The sequence below is a fragment of the Leuconostoc carnosum genome (genome assembly GCF_007954525.1).
Lineage (GTDB): Bacteria > Bacillota > Bacilli > Lactobacillales > Lactobacillaceae > Leuconostoc > Leuconostoc carnosum.
The window spans coordinates 101474-125589 of sequence record NZ_CP042374.1 but is presented as its reverse complement, the minus strand read 5'-3'; the positions used below and the strand labels follow the sequence as shown (position 1 = coordinate 125589).

At 37.4% G+C, this 24116-nt stretch carries 23 protein-coding genes; 6 read left to right on the top strand and 17 right to left on the bottom strand.

Translation table 11 applies throughout. The features are described from left to right. Positions 1–85: 85 nt before the first annotated feature. The 12 genes from FGL89_RS00555 to FGL89_RS00500 all read right to left on the bottom strand — a co-directional run bounded on the left by FGL89_RS00555 (position 86) and on the right by FGL89_RS00500 (position 12104). Positions 86–1282: an SAM-dependent methyltransferase gene (locus FGL89_RS00555; protein ID WP_014974396.1), complete on the bottom strand. Its 1197-nt coding sequence runs from the start codon at positions 1280–1282 to the stop codon at positions 86–88. A 125-nt stretch (positions 1283–1407) separates the two neighbouring features. Then, positions 1408–1959, bottom strand: coding sequence for a histidine phosphatase family protein (locus tag FGL89_RS00550; protein WP_014974397.1), 552 nt, complete (start codon positions 1957–1959; stop codon positions 1408–1410). Between the two features lie 59 nt (positions 1960–2018). Further along, complete coding sequence (locus FGL89_RS00545) at positions 2019–2693, bottom strand: ABC transporter ATP-binding protein (protein ID WP_014974398.1); 675 nt, start codon at positions 2691–2693, stop codon at positions 2019–2021. 2 nt (positions 2694–2695) lie between these two features. After that, positions 2696–3736, bottom strand: a complete 1041-nt coding sequence (locus FGL89_RS00540) for an ABC transporter permease (RefSeq protein WP_014974399.1) — start codon at positions 3734–3736, stop codon at positions 2696–2698. Between the two features lie 127 nt (positions 3737–3863). Beyond that, on the bottom strand, positions 3864–4157 hold the full coding sequence (locus FGL89_RS00535) for a hypothetical protein (protein WP_014974400.1): 294 nt from the start codon (positions 4155–4157) through the stop codon (positions 3864–3866). A 21-nt stretch (positions 4158–4178) separates the two neighbouring features. Further along, positions 4179–5021, bottom strand: a complete 843-nt coding sequence (locus tag FGL89_RS00530; protein WP_014974401.1) for a PTS system mannose/fructose/sorbose family transporter subunit IID — start codon at positions 5019–5021, stop codon at positions 4179–4181. A gap of 1 nt (position 5022) precedes the next feature. Next, on the bottom strand, positions 5023–5883 hold the full coding sequence (locus FGL89_RS00525) for a PTS mannose/fructose/sorbose/N-acetylgalactosamine transporter subunit IIC (protein WP_014974402.1): 861 nt from the start codon (positions 5881–5883) through the stop codon (positions 5023–5025). A gap of 24 nt (positions 5884–5907) precedes the next feature. Beyond that, entirely contained in the window at positions 5908–6402 is a 495-nt protein-coding gene (locus tag FGL89_RS00520) for a PTS sugar transporter subunit IIB (RefSeq protein ID WP_014974403.1), read from the bottom strand. A gap of 14 nt (positions 6403–6416) precedes the next feature. Continuing rightward, positions 6417–6848 carry a PTS sugar transporter subunit IIA gene (locus FGL89_RS00515; protein WP_014974404.1) on the bottom strand — a complete coding sequence of 144 codons (432 nt, stop codon included), beginning with the start codon at positions 6846–6848 and terminating at the stop codon, positions 6417–6419. A gap of 226 nt (positions 6849–7074) precedes the next feature. Continuing rightward, entirely contained in the window at positions 7075–9186 is a 2112-nt protein-coding gene (topA, locus tag FGL89_RS00510; protein WP_014974405.1) for a type I DNA topoisomerase, read from the bottom strand. A gap of 44 nt (positions 9187–9230) precedes the next feature. Then, a complete protein-coding gene (gene dprA / locus FGL89_RS00505) occupies positions 9231–10097 on the bottom strand; it encodes a DNA-processing protein DprA (RefSeq protein ID WP_014974406.1) in 867 nt (288 codons plus the stop codon). 120 nt (positions 10098–10217) lie between these two features. Continuing rightward, positions 10218–12104 (bottom strand): ABC-F family ATP-binding cassette domain-containing protein, encoded by a 1887-nt coding sequence (locus FGL89_RS00500; protein WP_014974407.1) that lies wholly within the window; start codon positions 12102–12104, stop codon positions 10218–10220. 123 nt (positions 12105–12227) lie between these two features. Between FGL89_RS00500 and FGL89_RS00495 the strand changes: the two genes are divergently transcribed. Beyond that, positions 12228–13163 (top strand): dihydroorotate oxidase, encoded by a 936-nt coding sequence (locus FGL89_RS00495; protein WP_014974408.1) that lies wholly within the window; start codon positions 12228–12230, stop codon positions 13161–13163. 94 nt (positions 13164–13257) lie between these two features. On the opposite strand, the gene lepB is transcribed toward FGL89_RS00495, so the two are convergent. Further along, on the bottom strand, positions 13258–13875 hold the full coding sequence (lepB, locus tag FGL89_RS00490; protein WP_014974409.1) for a signal peptidase I: 618 nt from the start codon (positions 13873–13875) through the stop codon (positions 13258–13260). A 102-nt stretch (positions 13876–13977) separates the two neighbouring features. Beyond that, a complete protein-coding gene (locus FGL89_RS00485; RefSeq protein WP_014974410.1) occupies positions 13978–15225 on the bottom strand; it encodes an acetate/propionate family kinase in 1248 nt (415 codons plus the stop codon). Between the two features lie 148 nt (positions 15226–15373). On the opposite strand from FGL89_RS00485, the gene FGL89_RS00480 reads away from it, so the two are divergent. Together FGL89_RS00480 and FGL89_RS00475 are read left to right on the top strand one after the other, a co-directional pair. Further along, positions 15374–16276, top strand: coding sequence for an N-acetylmuramoyl-L-alanine amidase family protein (locus tag FGL89_RS00480; RefSeq protein WP_014974411.1), 903 nt, complete (start codon positions 15374–15376; stop codon positions 16274–16276). Then, positions 16276–16575, top strand: a complete 300-nt coding sequence (locus tag FGL89_RS00475) for a hypothetical protein (RefSeq protein ID WP_014974412.1) — start codon at positions 16276–16278, stop codon at positions 16573–16575. Before FGL89_RS00480 ends, FGL89_RS00475 begins: the two co-directional genes overlap by 1 nt. Before the next feature lie 69 nt (positions 16576–16644). Here the strand turns inward: FGL89_RS00475 and FGL89_RS00470 are convergent, their stop codons facing one another. The 3 genes from FGL89_RS00470 to thrC all read right to left on the bottom strand — a co-directional run bounded on the left by FGL89_RS00470 (position 16645) and on the right by thrC (position 20471). Continuing rightward, a complete protein-coding gene (locus tag FGL89_RS00470; RefSeq protein WP_014974413.1) occupies positions 16645–17631 on the bottom strand; it encodes a 5-formyltetrahydrofolate cyclo-ligase in 987 nt (328 codons plus the stop codon). Positions 17632–17664: 33 nt separating this feature from the next. Continuing rightward, the gene (gene glyA, locus FGL89_RS00465; RefSeq protein ID WP_014974414.1) at positions 17665–18897 is read right to left on the bottom strand and encodes a serine hydroxymethyltransferase; all 1233 of its coding nucleotides are present in this window, start codon (positions 18895–18897) and stop codon (positions 17665–17667) included. 113 nt (positions 18898–19010) lie between these two features. After that, a complete protein-coding gene (gene thrC / locus FGL89_RS00460) occupies positions 19011–20471 on the bottom strand; it encodes a threonine synthase (protein WP_014974415.1) in 1461 nt (486 codons plus the stop codon). Positions 20472–20578: 107 nt separating this feature from the next. Between thrC and FGL89_RS00455 the strand changes: the two genes are divergently transcribed. From FGL89_RS00455 to FGL89_RS00445, 3 genes are read left to right on the top strand one after another with little or no spacing between them, the layout of a single operon-like run. Further along, complete coding sequence (locus FGL89_RS00455) at positions 20579–21865, top strand: homoserine dehydrogenase (RefSeq protein WP_014974416.1); 1287 nt, start codon at positions 20579–20581, stop codon at positions 21863–21865. Beyond that, positions 21862–22746, top strand: coding sequence for a homoserine kinase (gene thrB, locus FGL89_RS00450; protein ID WP_014974417.1), 885 nt, complete (start codon positions 21862–21864; stop codon positions 22744–22746). The genes FGL89_RS00455 and thrB overlap by 4 nt, the downstream gene beginning before the upstream one ends. A gap of 2 nt (positions 22747–22748) precedes the next feature. Then, positions 22749–24110, top strand: a complete 1362-nt coding sequence (locus tag FGL89_RS00445) for an aspartate kinase (protein ID WP_014974418.1) — start codon at positions 22749–22751, stop codon at positions 24108–24110. Positions 24111–24116: the final 6 nt, after the last annotated feature.

Sequence of the window (24116 nt, the reverse complement as noted above, 5' to 3'; positions counted from 1 at the left end):
GCTCATAATAATCTAGTGCTACTCATATCATGATAAGAAAAAACTAGTAATCTCAATTTAATAGATTACTAGTTTTTTAAATTAATTATTTAACACCATGCTTTGTATCTGCTTGATACATATAAGCGCGTGTCATTGGTAGATCAGTTCCAGAAGGTCCCTTGGTCATCAAGTATTGTACCACATCAATATTTCCTGATTCAAATGATGCAGCACAAGACTGCAAGTAAAGATCCCACATCCGATAGAAACGTTCGCCATAACGTGAAATAACTTCCTCACTCACATTATGGAAATTCTCAGTCCAGATTTCCAATGTCTTTTGATAGTGGCGACGTAGTGGCTCAATATCATCAATTTGTAGTGATGCATGCATGATATGCTCGACATTCTCAGCAATATTTGGAACATATCCGCCTGGGAAAATATACTTGTTAATCCATGCATCAACGCCCGCACCATTGTGTTGCCCAGTAATACCATGAATCAAAGCTGTACCATTTTCAACTAACAGATGGTTAATTTGTTCAAAATAAGCTTCGAGATTTTCTTTACCAACGTGTTCAAACATACCAACAGAAGTCACGTGGTCATATTTATCCTTCAGTTCACGATAATCTTCCAAATAAATATGAACGCGGTCTTGTAATCCTTCTGCTTCAATTTTTTTGGTAACAAAATCATATTGTTGCTGACTTAGTGTGACACCAGTCGCCTCAAGATTATATTCCTTAGCTGCAGTGAAAATTAATGTTCCCCAACCACAACCAATGTCTAATAATTTCTCACCAGGTTTGGCATTTAATTTATTTAGGATATGACGCACTTTGTTCCACTGTGCATCTTCTAGTGAATCGTCTTCACTTGCAAAGTAAGCACATGAATAGGTCATTGTTGGATCAAGCCATTTCTCGTAAAAATCATTACCAATATCATAATGGCTTTGCACATCCGCTTTACTCTTTTTTTCAGTATGTGAATGTTTTGGAACCAGTTTAGCAAACTTCGAGCTGTTTAGGAAACTGTCCTTAGAATTATAAACTGTGGTAACTAACTTTTGTATATCACCTTGGATTTCGATCTTTCCATCCATATATGCCTCGCCAAACGTTAATGAGGCATGAGACATAATATCTTTAACGGGTATGACTTCATGCATGATAATCTTGGCAATGGGTTCACCATCACCGTAACTAACCTTTTCACCATCCCAAAATTCAACGTCGATTGGGGCGTTAAAACTAGCATTTAAAATCTGCTTATAAATCGTTTTATCTAACAATGTCTTTCCCCTTTTTTCTTATAACTGGTATTGTAAAAAAAAAAGGAAGAAATGTCAAATTTAATTTTATTTGAGTCATTAAGTGCCATAATAGCATATTCATCATTACGACTCGAAAGCTATCATTACCGAGCTATTTTTTCTAAACCAACGAGGACGTTTTCATCCGAAAAATGTCCTATATAAACATCTGGCATGTTCATATTTTGCCAATCAGAAAAAGTAAATTGACCATGTGTTAAGTGATGAAATAGTACACTCAAAGCCGTCCCATGCCCCGTAATAATAATATCCCCTTCTGTGTCATCATAGATTTGTTGGAAAGCTGGTACAATTCGTCGTTCGACATCAGCAAACGATTCCTCACCATCTGCTTTAAGCTCAAAATCCTGCCAAAGATTGGCAAGATGTTCTTGCCAATCAAGTCGCCAAATTGCTTGTCTTTCCCGCAAATCAGCATGTGTGTCTATTATTAAATCTAATTTTTCTGCCGTCGGTAAAACTGTTTGAAACGCACGTGCGTAAGGTGATGAGTAAATGGCCGTAATAGATTTGTTGATAAACAGACGTGTTAATTCCTTAGCCAGTACATTTCCTGCTTTCGTTAAAGGTGCCGAAGCATCATCTTGAACGGATAAGTCCTGAATGCTATGCCTGACAAAATAAATATTCCTCATGAATCTCACCCTTTCGCCATCTAATGATAATGGCATTGCTCGTTGATCAGTAATATTTTTTAACCCTCATACACTGACATTTTACCATCAATAATTTGATAGACTTTATCAGCTAATTCTTTTAAGCGCATGTCATGTGTTACAACTATAATCATTTTATCATGTTTATGTGCTAAATCTTTTAATAATGACATAACTGCCATAGAACGTTCGGTATCCAAAGCTGCTGTTGGTTCATCTGCAAGAATATATTCAGGGTCAGTAAACAAAGCGCGTGCTATTGCCACACGTTGCTTTTGCCCACCTGATAGTTCATTTGGATACTTATTGACTAGAGAACGAATATCAAGATCATCAAGTAATTGATGCAATGATTGATCGGAAAGATTATTTTTCTTGACTTTAGTTACTAGCTCAAATTGTTCTTTCACAGTTAAAAATGGTACTAAATTGTATGATTGCAAAACAAAACCAATCTTATCCAAACGCAACTTTGTTTGTTCTTTCTTGGCGAGACTTGTCATATTATTACCACTGATCGTCACGTTACCAGAAGTTGGTGATTGCAAGCCTCCGGCAATTGTTAAAAAGGTCGTTTTCCCAGAACCAGATGGTCCAATAACGACAACAAGTTGCCCATTTTCTGCCTCAAAATTAACTTGATCAAGCGCAACATATTTGCTGGTATCATGACCAAATATTTTAGTAACAGATGAAAACCTAAGATTTGACATAGTTAGCCCCCTATAATTTTGTAAGGATCGACTTGAGCGATTTGACGAATTGGAATAAGACTGCCTAACAAGGACATTATTATAATACCGACACTAGTTAACACGATATTCATAGTACTAATAACAATTGGCACTTCACTAGGTAAAAACCACGATGTGAGTAAGCCAAATACAATGGCCAAAAATACCCCAATAACCGACATAATAAATGACTGTGCTAAAGTATTCATCACAAGATATGTTGTTGGCACGCCTTGTGCCTTAAGTACACCAAAGTTAGGTAGTTTTTGTGTTGTAAGAATGTATAAAAAGATTGAAATCACTATGAAAATAATGATGTACAGAAAACCAATCATAAAATTAAAAGTTAATTTTTGTGCACTATAGCCAGGTAATTTATTAATAAATTGATTAATGCTTAAAACTAGCCCATTACTTGGTGCATCCTGAAACTGATGTTTTTCTGAAGTAACAACGGCATTAACTACCCCATTATTCAACGGTTTAATTGTTTCAAAAGATGTATAAATAACTGGTGCTACACTTAACGTCGCGCGTGGTGTAAAACCAACTATACGTAATTCAACATTGGAATTTGCTATTTTGATTTTACTACCAATCTTAAATCCGTCTTTTTTAAATTTATCAGCGACTAATACCGTATTCTTAGAGGTGAATTTTTTTCCTATCGTAGCTTTTAAATTCCGATAAATAAATGACTGCTTGGATAGTGCAATAATCTGAGCATTTTCTTTTAAATCACCGGTTGATGTTACTAATGAGTTATATTGCGATATTTTTGACCCTTTTGTTGTTTGCAATGTCTGAGCCGATAAATAAGATTGTGCCAACCTACCCTGCGAATCTTTATCTAAAATAATTGTTTTAGCACCCCATTCATTGATAGCTGCTTTATTTAAATTAGCTAATCCAGTTGATAATCCTGTTAAAATAATTAACAAGTAACTCACCAACAGAATCAAGGCAACAATCAAGCCATAGCGCAATTTTTCATGCTTCATTTCCTTAATTGCTAAAAACATTCTCTCTCCTTATGCAAATTTTTTATAAGTTAATTTTAAACTTGTTAATGAATAAAAGCTAATGACATGACGTCATTAGCTTTTATTAATCAGTTTATTATTGGTATACCAATTTATAATTCACGAGTTATATTTGAGGGCGCTCTTCCTTATAGTGTTGGATCACTTTATTAAGATTTTGTTTACCACGACGGATGCCATAACCTATGAGAAAGATTAAGATAATATTAGCAACCAAAAGTACAATGCCAGCCACCAACAACCAAACACTATACCGACTAAAGAAATAAATAATTAAAATACTAAAACCTACCATCATCGAAAAGAAAGATTGCCAGTGGACAAGATTTTTAAGCATTTTTTCTTGAAATAGTATTTCATTTTGATACCCTTTTTCAACACTTTTGGTTGTTTGTACCATTTTACCCCACCTCGCTTTTGATTAATAGCTCAAACCTGGATTGAAGAATCCAACTAATACACCAACCAGTGCTACAACAACAAGAAGCAACATGACCTTAATAGGCGAAATATTCTTCTTAGCCATTAACCACCAACATGCAACAATAAAGGCAGCAGTCAATAGACCCGGATAAACAGAATCTAAATTATCTTGTAGTACTAAGTATGGTTTCCCAGAGGCATTAGTTAGCTGAAATGAGGTTTTAACAGTAACCCATGTTGCAGCAACACCACCGACAACCATGCCACCGACAGTGGCAATCGCTTTACGGATGGCTTTACCTTGTTGTCCAATTAAGATACCAACCGCTTTATCACCCAATTCATAGCCCTTAAAGAAAGCAAATCGCATGCCAAAGTAACCCAGTAAGTTCCAAACAATAATATAGAAAATTGCGCCCAATGGCGACCCACCATCAGACATACCTAAAGCAATTCCTAATATAACTGGAATTAATGTCCCAACAACTAGGGAATCACCAATACCAGCGATAGGTCCCATTAGTCCTGCACGTAATCCATTAATAGTTGCATCATCAACACCACCATGATTAGCACGTGCCTCTTCCAGACTGGCTGTGACACCAACAATGACAGACCCAAGTTGTGGTTCCGTATTGAAAAACGCAGTATACGTCTTCATGGCTTTTTCTTGGTCTTCTTTATTATCATATAATTCTTCAACAATTGGCAACATCGATGTTAAATAACCAAAAGTCTGCATATGTTCTTGAGAAAATACTGTCAAATGACCATAGAACCAATGATGAAATGACTTATTTAATGTTTTGCGAGAAATCTTTTTTATCTCTGTATTGTCCATTTTAAATGTCCTCCTCATCTTCGTCATCATCAGTTATATTACTTGGTGAACCAGAGGCTACTTGCTTATTTGTACTAATTGCCATATCCAATTTATATGATATCATTGCAAATATCAGTGAAATAACTGTGACTGAGACTAAGTTCAACTTTAATGAGGCAGCAAATGTGAATCCTACGAAGAATGGAATAAAGTCAATCGGACTATCAACAATCTGCTTAAGTAAAATAGCGATACCTACACAGGGTAGCAAAGCACCAACAGTAAACAGTGTCTTCATTGGGATGCCATCCATAGGTAATGCTGTCCTAAGTGCCGTAACAGCACTAGAACCAAAGTGAGTCATTAATAAAGTTGGTACAAAGGAGAAAAAGAAGTGAGAAATCCAAGGCAATCCCCAGTCAACAACATATAGCTTCTTGAAATCACCTTTTTCAACAGCACGCCAACCAATATGCTGCCAGGCTAAGTTCATAGTGGCTGTTCCATAAAATAACACTGTACCGACAGTTCCAACCAATGTTCCCATCGACTTAGCTAAGTCAGCTGCATTACCGCCAGTTGATGCTAATCCTTGAGAATGAATAGCAACCATGGCAAGTGGGATACCAATATAAGATACCGCTCTTAAATCAGCAGAAACCGTGCCACCAGGCGTTACCAATGCAATATACACTAACTGCATTGCGACACCAGCTGCAATACCCGTTTTTAAATCACCTAATATAATACCACACACCAAGCCACCAACTAGAGGTCGACCTAATGTATAATTACCAATTGTTGATCCAGCCATTCCTGGCATAGAAGATAGACTGGCAAAAATACCCAAAATAGCTGCTTGAACCCAACTAATTGTCATTGTCTAATCCTTTCTTATATCCAATTATAAATTGAACTTTCCTTTAAAGTCATTCCAATAGCCTATCGAAACATCTGGTAATAATTGAAACTTCACTTGATATCCTTGAGCTTGAATAGCCTCAAAAGCCTGTGCTTCGTCTGGTGTAATTGATTGATTATTCCCCAATTTTACGGCTCCAGGTCGGTCATTTGCTGGTCCAACAACAATCGTTTTAATATCGCCTGGCACAAAACTATAATCAGCTAAGATTGTTTTCATATCTTGGGGCGTTTTTGTGATTAAAAAGTATTGACGTTCCGAAGTTAGTACTTGTTGCGCTTTTTCCTTAAAATGTTCTAATGTCCAGACAAAAGTCTTTTTCCCAGAGGCGCTTTTGAAAGCATCTTTTAAGATAGGATTATTTGCTGCAGCATCATTAACAGCGATTAATCCGTCACAGGGATACTCCTTGGCCCAACGAGTAACTGTTTGGCCATGAATAATTCGGTCATCGATACGTACAAATGAAATGCTCATAATAGTTTTTCCTTTCAAATTTCCTCATCTTCATCATCTTCGTGATGAACTGTGAATTGCTTAACAGCAGAACTGGCCTCCAATAACGTAGCGCTAATTAAATCTTGCGAACTCGAAGTATCTTTTAAGATAGCCGCATTCAACGCCATTGGAAAGTTCATACCACCAAGCACAACTGTTGTTGATAATCGGCCTGCCTGTTCTAAAATATTGCAAACAGTTGTCAGTGGACTGCCTCCAATAATATCTCCTAACACGACTAGGTCAGCATCTGATCCTATATCTGACAACAATGATTTGAACCGGTTCCCAAAACTTATCGTATCTTCCCCGGATTGCAACCCTATCGCCTTAACTGTATGAATTGAATCGCCAACAAACATACTTAGCGCATCTTTCAATCCCTCTGAAAAGCGACCATGACTCACCAAAATTAGATAACTCATCCTCTCACCTCTAGTTTTCATGGTAATGATATAACTTTTACACGCTCATATGTAAACGCTTTCATTCCTTGAATTTATTCTACTCGCTATTTTCATTGATTACAATACCTAATATCAAAATATGATATATTAATTTAATTTATACGTTAAGTCATTATTTAGTTAGCGGATTGGACACTAAAAAAACAGCCTAGCAGATGCTAAACTGTTTTGGAAGATAATTATTTCATTTGGTTGCTTCACTGGTAGTTTCTTTATTTTTTTGATCACTACCTGGTGTCGTGCCATCAGCCAATGTTTTGTCAGTTGGCTTCTCCCAACTGACAAAGTCACAGTCTGGATAGCGAGAACAACCATAGAATGTCCGTTGACGCTTAGTTTTACGTTCAACAATTTGACCTTTTTTACACTTTGGGCACAATAATCCAATTTCTTTAACAATTGTTTGCGTATTACGACAATCTGGAAAACGTGAACAAGCATAAAACTTACCATAACGTCCCATCTTAATAACCATGGGCGCACCACAAATCTCACAATCCATACCAGCTAGCTCATCATGCATGATCACTTTTTCAAGTGTCGTTTCTGCCTTTTCGACCTCTTTTGAGAATGGTTTAAAGAAAGAATCCACTACTGGTACCCAGCGCTTGTCACCCACTTCCACTTCATCTAATTCACGTTCAACACTCGCAGTGAATTTCATATTAGTAATGTCAGGGAAACTTTCTTCAACAATTGTCTGGACAATTTCCCCAAGTTCAGTGGGTACAAATTTACGTGCATCAATACGAACATAATTGCGTCGTTGAATAGTGTCTAGGGTTGGTGCATAAGTTGATGGTCGACCGACACCGTTTTCTTCCAACGCCTTAATTAAAGCAGCTTCTGAATAACGTGCTGGTGGCAAAGTGAAATGTTGTTCTGGATTAGTATTAGCCAGTTTAACAACATCCCCTTCTGTTAAATCAGGTAAGGCATTATCTTTCTCTTTTGCTGAAGGATAAGCTTTTGTAAAACCTTGAAATTTTGTTTTTGAACCATTCGCACGGAACAACACCTCATTTTGCTCAATTGTTACCGCCATTGTGTCTAAAATCTCTGGCGTCATTTGACTGGCCACAAAACGTGACCAAATGAGTGAGTAAAGTTTAAATTGGTCTGGTGACAATTTATCTTTGATGCTTTCAGGGGTAATTGTGATATCTGTTGGTCGAATCGCCTCGTGAGCATCTTGAGCGCCTTCAGGCATTTTACCTTGAATCGGCTTATGCTGTGAGTATGCCTCACCCCAAGTTTCATGAATATAGTGTGCAGCGGCATTTCGTGCCAAAGATGAGATTCGTGTTGAATCAGTTCGCATATAAGTTATCAAACCAATTTGGCCAACACCACGTCCAAGATTAATACCCTCATATAATTGTTGGGCTGCCATCATTGTTTTACGTGTTCGAAAGTTTAACTGCGTATTGGCAGTTTGCTGCATTGTTGATGTCGTAAAAGGCTGTTGTGGATTACGTTTACGTTCCTTAGCATCCACCTTCACGATATTAAAATCACCATTTTTGTCAATGCGTTTCAAAACAGACTGTACACTGTCGTTATCAGGCAAAGGTTGCTTTTTGCCATCAAAACCATAAAATGATGATTTGAATTTTTTACGTGCTTTTTTAAATTCTGAATCCAGCGTCCAATATTCTTCTGGTTCAAAAGCCTGTATTTGACGTTCGCGAGCAATAATTAAACCAAGTGCAACTGATTGTACACGGCCGGCTGATAAGCCACGCTTAACAGTCTTCCACAAAATTGGTGAAATAGAATAACCTACTAATCGGTCTAAAATACGCCGTGCCTGCTGTGCATCAACCAAATCTTGATTAATAATTCTTGGTGTTTTAAATGCATTTTTAATCGTATCTTTGGTTATTTCATTAAAAACAACACGATTAGGTTGTTCCGGATCTAAATCTAGAATATGCTGTAAATGCCAGGCAATTGCTTCACCTTCGCGATCCGGATCGCTAGCCAGATAAACTTTTTTGGCTGCTTTGGCCTCTTTGCGTAGGCCTTTGATAACATCCCCTTTTCCACGAATATTAATGTACTTCGGTTCATAATCATTTGCCACATCAACACCTAATGTTGATTTTGGTAAATCGCGAATATGACCTAAACTAGCAACAACTTTATATGTGCTACCGAGATATTTTTCAATTGTTTTCGCCTTCGAAGGACTTTCAACAATAACAAGATTTTTTTTAACCTTCTTAGACTTTCGTCTTGTTGATTTCTTGGCTACTGATTTTTTTTCTGTAGTTTTCTTTTTAACTTCTACCATAGTTAATAATATGCCTTACAATTTACTTATTAGTATCTAGCATATCAGATTGTGTCAAGTAATTGGATACTTTCTACAATATCTTGTGCTTTTGTCACTGTTTTTGCGCCTAAACTTAATAATTCATTCGTCCCTTGTGAATTTTCAGAAAAAATTGAACCTGGAATAGCAAGCACTTCACGATTATTTTGTAATGCCATATTAGCAGTAATGAGGCTACCCGACTTTATCTTAGCTTCAACAACTAACGTGGCAGAAGATAAGCCAGCAATGATGCGATTGCGTGCCGGAAAATGCGAACGATGCGGCTGAGTGCCTTCTGGATACTCACTCAATACTAATCCTTGTTGCGTGATTTGCTTTTGTAAACTTTCATTTCTAGTTGGATACGCCACATCAATTCCAGTACCAATAATTGCAATTGGTATACCTGATTTTGAAAAAGTAATTTGATGTGCCATGACGTCAATACCCTGTGCCAAACCGGATACAATAGCTACGTGTAGTCTAATGACTGGTGGTAATAACTGTCGCAAGGTTGATAAACCATAAGAAGTTGCAGTTCGTGTGCCCACAACCGATAGACTTGGTAACTTTAGTGCTTCTAAATGCCCCTTATAAAATAAAATTAATGGCGGTTCAAATATTTCTCGCAACCGTTGGGGATAAGCATCATCAAAATAAGTGATGTATTCAGCCAAAAAGAGACTAGCACGCTCCACTGCAGTACTGTAAGTTGCCCGTATTTTTGCATGATAGGCTGTATTAGTTACTTTTAAAATGAAGTCCAACGACCACGGAAAAACTGTGGGTGCTTGATCTCGATTAATCATGTTAATTAATTGTGTTTCTGTTTTTACACCAATTCCAGTGGTTAAATGAATAGCTAACAGTTGTTGATTTAAGTTCATAATCGTTTCCCCTCAGGAAAATAATACGATATGATTAACCACTTATCACAAAATAGAACATCAAATAAATATTAAAACTTCTAGAATTGGCACAGCTTACTGATGTGAACTATGCCAATATTACTCACTTTCAACAACTTCGCTGAGATATTCCCATCGGTTCATTTTTTCATCCAGCTTAGCTTCAATATCATCTTTTTCTTTTTGTAAGTCACCTAATTTAATATAATCCGTGCCATATTTGGTCATCTCATCAGGAATTTCATCCAATCGATTTTCAAGTTTGGCAATGTCGTCTTCAATCGTTTCCCATTCCTTCTTTTCGTTATAACTCAATTTCTTTTTTTCGGTTACAATAGGCTTTTTCTTTGCTACAAGTTCTTTATTGTCTATTATATTCTCTTTAACGTCAGTATGTGTCGCGAGGTACTGACTGAACAAACCGTCATAACGTTCAATCACACCGTTACCTTGGAACATATAAAGTTGATTAGCAACTTTATCCAAGAAATAACGGTCATGCGAAACAGTAATAACTGCGCCTGCAAACCCCGATAAGAAATCTTCTAACACAGTCAGTGTTCCAATATCAAGATCGTTTGTTGGCTCATCTAGCAATAACACATTTGGCTGTTGCAAAAGCAGTTTCAACAAATATAAGCGCTTTTTTTCGCCCCCTGATAATTGGCGAATTAACGTGCCATGCATGAATGGCGGAAACAAAAATTGTTCTAGCAATTCCGACACACTCACTAAATTGCCATTTTTATCAGTGACAGAACTTGCCACATCAGATAGATAAGCAATGACACGTTTATCATCTGGAATTTCTTCAGTAACTTGCGTGTAATAAGCTAATTTAACGGTTTCACCAATTTCAATCACACCACTGGTTAATGGCATTTTACCGGCAATAGCATTTAAAAATGTTGACTTTCCTGCGCCATTTTCACCAGTTATCCCAATCCGGTCTCCAGCTGATACGCGTAAGTCGAAGTGGTCTAAAATAGTTTTGTTATCAAATTTAATCGTAGCATTTTCAATAACAATGACTTTTTTCCCTAAACGTTGCTGACCAAGATTGACAGTCACATTATCATCTAATTGCAATGTTCCCATTTGTGATTCTAATTCGGCAAATGCATTTTCTCGTGCAGTTTGTTTTGTACTACGAGCACGTGCAGATTTACGCATCCAAGCTAGTTCCTGTTTATAAAGTTGCTGTTGCTTGTGTTCGGTTACCTTACCCTGTTCGACACGTTCAGCTTTACCTACCATATAGGCTTGATAATTACCTTTGTACTCGAATAAATCACCAAACGATAGTTCAAATATTCTCGTTGTAACAGCATCCAAGAAATAGCGATCGTGTGTTACGGTCAAAACAGCGCCCTTATAACTAGATAGATACTTTTCCAGCCAAGCAATTGAATCAAAATCCAAATGGTTCGTTGGTTCATCTAAAATCAACAAATCAGGTGCTTCAATTAATACTTGTGCCAGACCAACACGTTTGCGTTGCCCACCAGAGAGCTCACCAACTTTACGATACAAATCTGGCATATGCAACTGTGTTAAAATAGCTTTAACTTGCGCCTCTGTCGTCCAAGCTTCATCGCGATCCATGGCGTTTTGTGCATCCTCGAATTGCTGTGCAATTTTTTCATCAGTCGGATCGTCACTAAAACGCTTTAACGCATATGAATATTGTCGAATGGTTTGAAAAACTGGTTGGTTCCCTGAAAAGATGGCATCCATCACTAAAGCATCATCATCCAAAATAGGATTTTGCATTAAATAGCCGATAGTATAGTCATTAGGCTTCGTAATCGTACCAGAGTCAGCTGGATTTATGCCAGAAATCGCATTAAGTAATGATGTTTTACCAGAGCCATTAACACCAATTAATCCAATACGATCCCCTTCTGTAATCAAAAATGAGATGTTATTAAATAACACCTTCTCGCCATATGTACTTTTTAAGTTTTCTATTCTAAATTGTTTCATATTCTTATTATACTCAACATTCGTCCTTTTTATCCGGTTATTTTTTTGATATACTAAGATAAATCTTTTAGTAATATGATCTGAACCAATCGCACACCAATTAGTCATCATAGGAGACAAATTATGCAACTCACGGCTAACATACAAAATCACCACTTTGACCACATTCTACTAAACGCTGCTGGTGTCATGTGTCAGACAAATGAAGAGCTTAACACAGTGTTATCATCCTCATACACTGGTGCCGTAGTCACAAAATCAGCTACTGCTGATCATCGTCCAGGAAATCCAGCACCACGCTATTATGAACTGCCTAATCATCTTGGCACAATTAATTCCATGGGATTACCCAATGAAGGCTTTAACTACTATCTAGACTATGTGTCAACTAATCCTAGTCAAAAACCTATTTTTTTCTCAATAGCCGGTTTATCTAAACAAGAAAATTTAGATATGTTACATCAATTGCAAAATTCTGATTTTGATGGCTTAATTGAGTTGAATCTTTCTTGTCCTAATGTGCCAGGTAAACCACAAACTGCTTATGATTTTGAAGCGACTCAACAAATTTTAAGTGAAGCCTTTGCATTCTTTAAAAAACCGCTCGGCGTTAAGTTACCGCCATACTTCGATATTGTGCATTTCGATATGATCGCAGACATTCTAAATCAATTCCCTCTAGCATTTGTCAACACCATTAATTCTATTGGCAATGGCTTGGTAATTGATGAGGACTCAGATACGGTTGTCATCAAGCCCAAAGGCGGATTCGGTGGCATCGGTGGTACACTTGTTAAAGCAACTGCTCTCGCTAACGTACGGGCATTGAGACAACGTTTAAATGCTGATATTAAAATTATTGGTACAGGTGGTGTCACCACAGGTCGTGATGTTTATGATCATATTCTTTGCGGTGCTGATTTGGTAGAAGTTGGTTCGCAACTCGCTATTGAAGGTATTACTGTTTTTGATCGTTTAGAGCGTGAATTGACAGCTATTCTTGAAGAAAAAGGTTACCAATCACTTGAAGAAGTACGTGGTCAATTAAAGGTACTATAACAAAAAGGCTGAGTATATCAAACTCAGTCTTTTTGTTGTACATTTTTCCTAATGATTCTTAAGTACGCTTGAATTTAATTGTCATCTCAAAATACTAATTAACAAAAAATGATTTAGCTTGGTGATTAATATTTTTCTTAGCTTGTTTATTTTGTCGCCAAAATGGCACAATTGCTTTCCCTAAAATATGAGATTTATCTATAAAGCCATACGATCGGCTATCATTGGATAGCATACGATTGTCTCCAAGCACAAAATATGTCCCTTTTGGAACACGTGTTTGATTTTGATCTTTCTCTTGCCAAGCATGTCTTTTTGATAAATTAGATAACTGCCAGTTCAGTCCGGTTCCTTCTGACTGCTGGTAAAAATCAATGTAAGATTGGTTGACTTCTTTACCATTAACAAATAACTTTGAATTCCGTTGTTCAACAGTATCCCCACCGATGCCGATCACTCTTTTGACATAATATTTTTTCCCAGCTGAAATAGCTGGATCTTCATCGCGCGCATCAAAAACAACCACATCCCCGCGCTTGATAGTGGATAATTTACTCTCAATAACTTTTTCGTTATTAGACAAATTAGGCATCATTGAAAGACCGTCAACAGTTGCTCCAATAACTATAAATTTTTGTATTAATACCGCTATGGTTATACCAATAGCGATTGGCATAATCCAATTTTTAAAACATAATTTAAGAAACTTCATTTGCCCTCCCCCCCAAGGATAGACTGTCATTAGCTAATAAAAAAAGTGTAGCACCACTGCTACACTTTATGTAATATGAATTCATGACGATCAGAATAATTTTTATTTCAATGCTTCAACATCTCTTGCAATCATCAATTCTTCATTTGTTGGAATTAGCAAACCTGCAACTGATGAGTCTACAGTTGTTATCACGGTTTCTTTACCACGTACATTATTTGCAGCTGAATCCACTTTAACCCCGGCAAAAGCTAAAGCCTCTAATACTTTAGCGCGTGTCACTGCATCATTTTCACCAATACCCGCAGTAAAGATAAGCGCATCGACTCGCCCCAACTCAGCAAAATATTGTCCTGCATAACGAATAACACGATCATAGAACATATTTAAAGCTAAGTCTGCATGGAAATTAGTTTCTTGTACGCCTTCTAAATCACGCATATCACTAGAAATTGTTGATATACCTAATAAACCTGATTTCGTATTCAAGACTTGTAACATTTCAGCATTTGTCAAGCCTTCACGTTCTTGAATATAATAAATCAAAGATGGATCAACATCACCAGAGCGAGTAGCCATTGTCAAGCCAGCCAACGGCGTGAATCCCATTGATGTATCATAAGATTTACCATTTTTAATCGCAGTCACAGAAGCACCTGCACCCAAGTGGAAAGAAATCGCATTAAACTTTTCGAGTGGAATATCCAATATTTTGGCAGCTCGTTCCGTCACATAACGATGCGACGTACCGTGTGCACCATATTTACGTGCACCATAGCGCGTATAATATTCATAGGGAATACTATAAAGATAGTTCTTTTCTGGCATTGTTTGATGATATGAAGTATCAAAAACTGCTACGGATAAGGCATCAGGTAACAGTTTCTGAAAAGCACGAATACCCATGGCATTTGCTGGGTTATGCAGTGGCGCATAGTCGGCCAAGCGATCAATTTTACTCAACACATCATCATCGACGACAACCGATTGATTAAACCACTCACCACCAGCCACAACACGATGCCCAACACCTGAAATTTCACTAAAATCTTCAACAATTCCTAAATCTGTTAACTTTTGAAGTAAGAAATCAATCGCTTGATGATGATCCTTAATCATTGTTTCGTGCTCATACTTTTGGCCCCCATTCTTTGTGAGTGAAACATGACCATCTTCAGTACCTATCAAACGCTTTGGTTCAATATCTGCACCATACTTGATTGTAATCTCAGCGCTTTCTTGTCCAATACGTTCGATGATTCCTTGCATAAGTACTTTTTCTTCAGGCATTTCTAAAAGTTGAAATTTAAGTGAAGAACTACCGGCGTTTACTGCCATTGTTTTTGACATCGCGTCTACCTTTTAACCTTTAATTGTTTTCATAAATTATATTATACCCATATTGTAACATCTTTTGAAACTAAGAGAAATGCTTGTTTAAATTGAAATATGATACAATATTATCACACGGCAAAATTTGCTGAAGTAGGTAAAATTGATGATAAAGAAATGGCTTTTAAGCAATTTAATTGGTATTATAATAACAACCTTCGTTTTAATCATGACCTTTGGCTTAGTTTATTCTCTGGCCACTAAAAATAAAATAACAACACGCCCTGAAGGCGTTCAGTTCCGCAGTGGACCAGGTAGAAATTATCACGCACTTTCTGCTTTAAAGCGTGGATCTAGTTTAATTATTATGAAAAGAGCGCATGGCTGGTATCAAGTGCGCCGCACTGATAATGAAAAAGTTGGTTGGGTTGCTAGTTGGGTTGCCGAGTCTCGTACCCTAAATAAAGCGACCCCATTAAGTGAGGCTACGATTGTTTTGGATCCAGGGCATGGTGGTGATCCTAATAAAAAATACCAAGGCTTTCCTGGCGATACTGGCTCAATATCAACCGATGGTAAACATTTTGAAAAGACTTATACATTACGTACCGCTCGGCATATGAGAAAAGCGTTGGAACATACAGGTGCGCGTGTGCTCATGACACGTGATTCTGATACATTGATTCCTTTACTACATATCCCACGACTAGCCGAAAAGTACAAAGCAGATGCCCAAATTTCTATTCATTTTGATCATTCTAATAATGAAAACTCATCAACAACTGCTACTGGCATATCACAGTATTATTATCATAAAAATGGTCAGGCATTGACCAAATCGCTACACGATTCTTTAAACAGCTTACCTCTGAAAAATCGTGGTATGGATACTGCTCAATATGTTGTTTTAAACAACGTTACCAGACCAGCCACTTTACTTGAATTAGGCTATATCAATAATCATTCTGACTTCAAACATATTCGCACAGCACGTTATCAAAAAGAAATTGCCACCGCTATCGTTCGTGGTCTAACCACTTACACAAAAAATACGACAGAGATGAAATAATGACACTATTTAAAAAAACAAAAGCAGCCATAGAAAATAATATCGCTAATCAAACAAGCGAACGTGTTGATGAACATTTAGAGGGCATGATTGTCCAACCTTTTGCCTACAAAAAGTTACTCATCATTTATCGTGTTGAACAATATCCTAGTACGACTAATCGTATTGACAATCGTATTTTAGAATTTGACACAAAAGAAGCGCTATCCGAACGCCGGTATCATGAGATAATTGAACGACTCAAGCATGATGATAGCGACCGTATTTCAATTGTCAATATTTTGCCATTGGTTGACTAAAAAAGCCATTCACTTTCAAAGGTGAATGGCTTTTTTATTAAAATTAATTCAAAACCTGATTTTCTATTACTATTGATACACAACTTTAAATCGTTCCAATACCACTTTTATTTTCTCATTAAATGTCACATCATACATCGCTAACTCTGATTCCCAAAAATTTTGATGTACTGTGCGCCAATAATTTAATGAACGATCACCCTCACCTTCTAGATAAGCGTGTTCCGAGTTGACCTCATCAAAACTAGCAATCGTTACGTCTGTATTTTGGATGATAGCAACTGGTAATTTTTTGCTGTTTAGCACAATAAAGTAACTATTTTTAACTGGGACTGGTTCATTATCAATTAAATAACCATCATACCAGCTAGCAGTAGCCGTTTTTGTACCATCAGCAATTAACGTGGCTAATTCATCAGCCAATCCTTCATTTCCAAACATGTCAAAAACAGGTAACGGTGTGTCTAGTGATAATGATTCTTGTTTTAGATAGCCGCGCCAAAAATCCATTATGACTGCCATATTTGAATTTAAAATATATTCAACTTGCTCATCATGTGGTTCAATTGGCAAATAGTCGACCAACTGAGGTTTCATAGCTAAAGCAATTGTTTTGCCATGAAAATCACTCAAAAATCGATCAAAGTATCCTGCACCATAACCTAAACGATACCCAGTACGTGTAAATGCAAGACCTGGAATAATAGCTAAATCAATGGCTTGTTTATCAAATGGTACATCATTAACTGGTTCTAGAATTGACATCATACCTGACTTATAAGTTGAGTCTGGTGTAATAAGAACAAAAAACATCTGATTTGCCACAATTTTAGGAACAACTACTTGCTTTTTGTCCTGCCAAGCACGTTGAATAATGGGCGCAGTATTGAATTCAACTGGCAAGCTAAGCGTTAATGCGACAACTTTAGCCAGCTGCCACTGATTTGATTGAAATAGTAACTCGTGTAAATTTTTTTCTTCTTCCAGACGTTCTAGCCCTCTATAGTCAGCTAAACGCTGTTTTTGTTGCTGCCGTAATTTTACTTTATCGTCCATATTTTATGTTTTCGAATAAATTCATTGTACTAATTACTCAAACAAATGTGCCATTGCCAATTTTTCTGCAGCTTGTTTAACCTCATGCAAAACTTTGGCATCATTAACATTATGAATAGCTGTCACAATTAATTCGGCTACCTGTCGAGATTCAGTTTCGTTGAAGCCGCGTGTTGTTATTGCCGCTGTACCAATACGGATACCAGAAGTTACAAATGGACTCAACTTTTCATTTGGCAAAGCTTCTTTATTGGTTGTAATGGATACACTATCTAACAACTCTTGTGTTTGTTTACCGTTCAAGCTTGTTTGCGTCAAATCCAAATTAAATAGATGATTATCAGTACCGCCAGCAACAACACGAATATCCGAAGTTTCATTGAAAACATCAGTCATTGCTTGCGCATTTTTAATAATTTGAGCTGCATATGTTTTAAATTCTGGTTGGAGTGCTTCACCAAAAGAAATTGCCTTACCTGCAATCACATGTTCTAAAGGTCCGCCTTGTGAACCAGGGAAAATAGCTGAATTGATTTTTTTTGCGTATTTTTCTTGCGACAAAATAATACCACCACGTGGTCCACGCAGTGTTTTGTGCGTAGTCGACGTCACCACATCAGCTACGCCAACTGGATTGGGATGTAACCCTGCCGCAACTAAGCCAGCAATATGAGCCATATCAACCATTAAATATGCGCCTACTTCATCTGCAATCGCGCGGAATTTAGTAAAATCAATCGTGCGTGAGTAGGCTGATGCGCCCGCCACAATCATTTGTGGTTTAACTTCACGTGCTATTTGAGCAATTGCTTCATAATCTAATAGTTCAGTTTCTGGATCCAAACCATACGTATGTGATTCATAAACTTGACCAGAAAATGACACTTTGGCCCCATGTGTTAAATGACCACCAGCAGCTAAATCCATACCTAATATGCGATCGCCAGGTTTCAAAAATGCCATATATGCTGCAGCATTAGCTTGCGAACCTGAATGTGGTTGAACATTGGCATATTCAGCTCCAAATAACATCTTCAAACGGTCAATTGCCAATTGTTCAACAACGTCAACGTATTCCGTACCCCCATAATAACGTTTGTTAGGATACCCTTCTGCATACTTATTTGTTAAAACAGAGCCTTGAGCTGCACGAACACTTCGGGAAGCGAAGTTTTCAGATGCAATTAACTCAATAGTACGATTTTGACGAGCACTTTCCTGCTGAATTGCGCTCCAAACTTGCGGATCAAGTGTTTTAAATGACATATTTTTCTCCTAATAGATGATAACTTAATTATAACGTATTTCAAGAGTTAATGGCGTCCAATAATTAAGATAAATACTAAATATCGAGAGAAATATCTTAATATCGTTCGTCTTTATAGGATTTCTTGACGCAATGTTCGAGATATTTGTTCTGGATCAATAGTACTCTTATGCAAAATTGGTCGAGCAAATAAATCCGCAACTTGAGCTGGTATGTCAGTCTGTGTGACATCAGACAATTGTTTCAACCCTGCTTTTCCAGTATCTGGAACTTGGTTAAGTGCCTCCAACACAGTTTGTGGAAATTTATAAGGACTTGCTGTTGCTGCCAATAAAGTTGTACCAGTTGGCTTTAGTTGATCATAAACATAACGCCCAACTGCTGTATGTGGATCAATAATGTAGTTTTCTTCCTGCGCCACACGTCTAATTGTCTCTAGCACTTGAGTCTGTGTCGCAAACCCAACGGTAAACTTATCTAAATTCGATCTGGTTGCGGACGTCAAAGTATATTTACCATCATTTGCTAACGATGTCATATATTGGTTCACTTCTTCACTATTACGCCCACTAACAAAATACAACAAGCGCTCCAAATTACTTGAAACTAAAATATCCATTGCTGGTGCATTGGTTACTTTAAACGCACGGTCACGATCGTAAGTACCAGTTTCAAAAAAATCAGTTAGCACATTATTTTCATTGGAAGCCACAATAAATTCTTTGACTGGCAATCCAATTTGGCTAGCATAGTATGCAGCCAGTACATTTCCAAAATTCCCTGTTGGTACAGTAATATTAATCGCATCACCGGATTGAATGGTGCCTTTTTTGATTAATTGCGCGTAAGCATACAAATAATAAACAATTTGTGGCACTAATCGCCCAATATTGATTGAATTAGCTGATGAAAAACGCTGATGATGTTGTTGTAATTCTTTTATCAATTTCTCATCTGATAATAATGATTTAACAGCTTTTTGAGCATCATCAAAATTACCAGTTATAGCAATCACATGCGCATTAGTAGCAGCTTCTGTTTGCATTTGCTGACGTTGTACATCACTGACACCAACTTCAGGATAGAAGACCACAATTTCCGTTTGGTCGACATTGCCAAAGCCACTCATAGCAGCAGTTCCCGTATCACCAGAGGTAGCCGTTAAAATAACAATTTTTTCGTTTTGGGATTGCTTTTTAGCTGCTGTCGTCATTAAATGTGGCAATATCTGCAAAGCAACATCTTTAAAAGCCAACGTTGGTCCATGAAATAATTCAATATAGGTTAAATTATTTTCACCATGCAATGATACGACATTCTCATTCGCCCATTGTTTACCATATGCTTTCTGAATAACATAATCAATTTCAGAAACACTAAAATCATCAAAAAAGGCATCAAAAACTTGCGTTGCAATATCGCTATATGTTTGGTTTTGTAAAGCTGACCAATCTAAATCCAGTGTTGGCCATGATTCTGGTACATATAACCCACCATCTGGCGCGATACCTGCCAAAATTGCCTGGCTTGCTGTAACTCTTGGCGCTTGGCCACGTGTTGACACATAATTCATTGTATGCCACATCCTTTTATATTATTGAGTTAAATTATAACAAAAAACTTTAATTTTATGAAGTAAAATGATAGAATTGTAAGAATAACTGTTTAAAGGAAGAAAATATGGACATTGGAATTGGGCTTTTCGGCTTAGGTACGGTCGGCAGTGGTGTCGTCAAAATTTTACAAGAAAATATGGACCAAATAACCAAAAGGACAGGTTCCCGCTTAACTGTTAAGCACGCAGTGGTGCACAATCTTAATAAACCCCGTCATGGATTTACACAAGACTTTCCAATCACAGATAATGCATCAGATATTTTAGACAATGATGATATTCAGATTGTGGTTGAAGTGATGGGGACATTAGATCAGGCGTACGACATTATTAAACGCGCACTAAATGCTAAAAAACATGTTGTTACTGCCAATAAAGACTTAATTGCTAGTCACGGACAAGAGTTAGTTGCTATTGCAGAAGCAAACGGTGTCGATTTGTTCTTTGAAGCCGCAGTTGCTGGTGGTATTCCTATTTTACGCACATTAGCTTCAAGTTTTACAGCTGATGAAATATCACGTGTGGCTGGTATCATTAATGGTACGAGTAACTTTATTTTGACACAAATGGCAATCAATAACTTATCCTATGCTGAAGCTTTGAAATTGGCTCAAGATAAAGGATTTGCCGAATCTGATCCAACTAACGATGTTGAAGGCTTCGATGCTGCCTTTAAATTAATTATTCTATCGAACTTTGCCTTTGGTATTCAGCCAGTCTTAGGTGACCTGACGATAAATGGTATTGCCAATCTAACGGACACAGACATTGCTGACGCTAATAGTTTCGGTTACGCTGTCAAGCTCCTGGGTGTTGCACAACGTGTTGGCGATACCAAAGAAGCCATCAGTATTGAAGTTGCACCTCATCTAGTCCCCTTTACACATCCATTGGCAACTGTGAATAATGAAAATAACGCTGTATTGGTTAATGGCGAGTCTGTCGGTGAGGTCATGTTGTACGGTCCTGGAGCTGGTGAAATGCCAACAGCTAATTCCGTCCTTAGCGACTTAACTAATGTGGCAACTGACCTTGCATTAAACACACCTGGACGACCATTTAATTCCTTTAACCAAGACCTGAATTTGGCAAAACCTTCACAACGGGTTGCGCGACGTTTTATTGTTGTTGAAGTTGACGATACACCTGGCGCAATGTATTCAGTAACCGGTATGTTCGCTGCAGCAAAAATCAGTTTCACTGACTTAAAACAGACACCTGCTGCAAACGGAACAGCTCGTCTTGTTGCATTAACTCACCCAGCAAGTGATGCACAATTAAATGTGATTCGTACAACGATTCGAAATGCTGATGGTATAAATTTAGCCGCGGAGTATAAAATATTTTCATGATTAAAATAACTGTTCCAGCTACTACAGCAAATATTGGCCCTGGATTTGACTCACTAGGCATCGCCTTAAATCTCTATTTAACTTTAAATATATATGAAGCAACAGAGCAATGGTTGGTTGAACATGACTATCAAGAAGATATGCCACATGATGAGACGAATTTTATTGTCAAAACTGCTTTATCATTGGTCCCCGATTTAATGCCTCATCGTATTCGTGTCAGCTCAGATATTCCTCTCGCACGCGGGCTTGGTTCATCTTCATCAGCACTATTAGCTGGTTTAGCGATGGCTAAAGCATTGGCACATTTAAATATAGACAACGAGGAGCTATTGGATCATGCTACTGCATTAGAAGGTCATCCTGATAATGTTGCACCGGCATTATTTGGTAGCGGTGTATCAGCTTATTATGATGGCTCTCGTGTCTATCATGCACCCTTACATTTACCCCGAAATATTAATTTTGTCACATTTATTCCAAATTATAAGCTCATGACATCCAATGCACGCAAAGCTTTACCAGCAAACTTACCATTCAAAACGAGTACTGCAGCTAGTGCAATTAGTAATACATTAATCGCAGCACTCAATGTCGATGATTTTAATACAGCTCGTGAACTGATAGAAAAAGATCTATTCCATGAGACAGCTCGCCAACATTTAGTTCCTGAATTATCTACTATTCGTGATATTGCACATCACCTAGATATAATTGGTACCTATCTATCGGGCGCTGGTCCTACAATTATCACTATTGTACCTAAAAAAGATACCCAGCAATTGATTGACGCACTATCAGCAGCAAATTTACCCGGTAAAATTTTGCAACTTGAACCTGATTTTCAAGGATTAAGTATTACTACAGAAAGAAGATCATAAACATGAAAGTATCAAAATTTGGTGGATCCTCACTCGCCGATGGCCATCAATTACAATGTGTATTTGACATTATTAAAGCAGATGATACAAGAAAAGTTATCGTTGTTTCTGCACCAGGAAAACGTTTTAAAGATGATACTAAAGTCACGGATTTACTGTTGACATATGCTAAAGCCACTATTGAAGACACCGATGCAACAGACATCATTGAAACGATTAAAGACCGTTATCATGCTATTGGTAATCATTTTGACTTACCTGCCTATGAATTAGCTGATATTGATGAACAAATTGATCATCTTGCGCGTAAACATTACCGTTCGTTTGACTATCTTTTTGCAGCGTTTGCAGCCCATGGTGAGTATCTTAATGCACAATTAATCGCTAAAGTTTTCACTCATTTAGGTGTACCTGCACGTTTTGTTGACCCCAAGGAAATTGGCTTACGTGTTGATGATAATGCCCGTTCCGCCACTTTTGATACAAAATCTTATAACACCATTGCTGAATTAGATTTAAGTACCAGCGAAAGATTAATTGTTCCGGGTTTCTTTGGCTACACTGAAAATGGCGACATAGCAACTTTTTCGCGTGGTGGATCAGATATTACTGGTGCAATTATGGCACGTGGACTAAGTGCCGATTTGTATGAAAACTTTACAGACGTTAGTGCGATATATGCTGTTAACCCAAGCATTATTGAAAATCCCGCGGCTATTAAACAAATGACTTATGATGAAATGCGTGAATTATCATATGCTGGGTTTGCTGTATTTCATGATGAAGCAATCATACCTGCCATTCAAGGTGGTATTCGGATTAATATTAAAAATACAAATGACCCCGAAGCACCTGGTACTTTCATTGTGCCACCCACCGAAGTACAACAAACACGCCCAGTCACTGGTATTGCAAATTCAAATCGATTTTCGGCTTTGTATTTGCACCGCTACCTATTAAATAAAGAAGTAGGCTTCACATTACGTATTCTAGAAATTTTAAAGAAGCACAATATTTCTTATGAACATATGCCATCTGGAATTGATGATTTGACAATTATTTTTGACAAAACTTTGTTAACGCAAGAACAAGTTGATGGTATGTTAGAAGATATTGCAGCAACGATTAAACCTGATACTTTAAAATGGCTACCTAGTTATGGTATCATCATGGTCGTCGGTGAAGGTATGCGTAATCGAATTGGTGCATTAACAGATATTGTCACACCCCTAAAAGAACACGGTATTAGCCTACAGATGGTTAACCAAGGTGCTAGTGAAATTTCTATTATGTTAGGGATCCAACCCGATTTAGCTGAACGTGCAGTTAAAGCAATTTATGATAATATTTTTAAAATGGTATAACATTGA

What these genes read in the sequence shown, in the direction of transcription:
- FGL89_RS00530 (WP_014974401.1), bottom strand. Translation starts at nt 5,021, where the DNA reads ATGGACAATACAGAGATAAAAAAGATTTCTCGCAAAACATTAAATAAG.
- FGL89_RS00525 (WP_014974402.1), bottom strand. Translation starts at nt 5,883, where the DNA reads ATGACAATTAGTTGGGTTCAAGCAGCTATTTTGGGTATTTTTGCCAGT.
- dprA (WP_014974406.1), bottom strand. Translation starts at nt 10,097, where the DNA reads ATGAACTTAAATCAACAACTGTTAGCTATTCATTTAACCACTGGAATT.
- FGL89_RS00515 (WP_014974404.1), bottom strand. Translation starts at nt 6,848, where the DNA reads ATGAGTTATCTAATTTTGGTGAGTCATGGTCGCTTTTCAGAGGGATTG.
- FGL89_RS00540 (WP_014974399.1), bottom strand. Translation starts at nt 3,736, where the DNA reads ATGTTTTTAGCAATTAAGGAAATGAAGCATGAAAAATTGCGCTATGGC.
- FGL89_RS00550 (WP_014974397.1), bottom strand. Translation starts at nt 1,959, where the DNA reads ATGAGGAATATTTATTTTGTCAGGCATAGCATTCAGGACTTATCCGTT.
- FGL89_RS00485 (WP_014974410.1), bottom strand. Translation starts at nt 15,225, where the DNA reads ATGTCAAAAACAATGGCAGTAAACGCCGGTAGTTCTTCACTTAAATTT.
- thrB (WP_014974417.1), top strand. Translation starts at nt 21,862, where the DNA reads ATGATTAAAATAACTGTTCCAGCTACTACAGCAAATATTGGCCCTGGA.
- FGL89_RS00445 (WP_014974418.1), top strand. Translation starts at nt 22,749, where the DNA reads ATGAAAGTATCAAAATTTGGTGGATCCTCACTCGCCGATGGCCATCAA.
- topA (WP_014974405.1), bottom strand. Translation starts at nt 9,186, where the DNA reads ATGGTAGAAGTTAAAAAGAAAACTACAGAAAAAAAATCAGTAGCCAAG.
- lepB (WP_014974409.1), bottom strand. Translation starts at nt 13,875, where the DNA reads ATGAAGTTTCTTAAATTATGTTTTAAAAATTGGATTATGCCAATCGCT.
- FGL89_RS00535 (WP_014974400.1), bottom strand. Translation starts at nt 4,157, where the DNA reads ATGGTACAAACAACCAAAAGTGTTGAAAAAGGGTATCAAAATGAAATA.
- thrC (WP_014974415.1), bottom strand. Translation starts at nt 20,471, where the DNA reads ATGAATTATGTGTCAACACGTGGCCAAGCGCCAAGAGTTACAGCAAGC.
- FGL89_RS00520 (WP_014974403.1), bottom strand. Translation starts at nt 6,402, where the DNA reads ATGAGCATTTCATTTGTACGTATCGATGACCGAATTATTCATGGCCAA.
- FGL89_RS00480 (WP_014974411.1), top strand. Translation starts at nt 15,374, where the DNA reads ATGATAAAGAAATGGCTTTTAAGCAATTTAATTGGTATTATAATAACA.
- FGL89_RS00495 (WP_014974408.1), top strand. Translation starts at nt 12,228, where the DNA reads ATGCAACTCACGGCTAACATACAAAATCACCACTTTGACCACATTCTA.
- FGL89_RS00500 (WP_014974407.1), bottom strand. Translation starts at nt 12,104, where the DNA reads ATGAAACAATTTAGAATAGAAAACTTAAAAAGTACATATGGCGAGAAG.
- FGL89_RS00455 (WP_014974416.1), top strand. Translation starts at nt 20,579, where the DNA reads ATGGACATTGGAATTGGGCTTTTCGGCTTAGGTACGGTCGGCAGTGGT.
- FGL89_RS00475 (WP_014974412.1), top strand. Translation starts at nt 16,276, where the DNA reads ATGACACTATTTAAAAAAACAAAAGCAGCCATAGAAAATAATATCGCT.
- FGL89_RS00545 (WP_014974398.1), bottom strand. Translation starts at nt 2,693, where the DNA reads ATGTCAAATCTTAGGTTTTCATCTGTTACTAAAATATTTGGTCATGAT.
- FGL89_RS00470 (WP_014974413.1), bottom strand. Translation starts at nt 17,631, where the DNA reads ATGGACGATAAAGTAAAATTACGGCAGCAACAAAAACAGCGTTTAGCT.
- glyA (WP_014974414.1), bottom strand. Translation starts at nt 18,897, where the DNA reads ATGTCATTTAAAACACTTGATCCGCAAGTTTGGAGCGCAATTCAGCAG.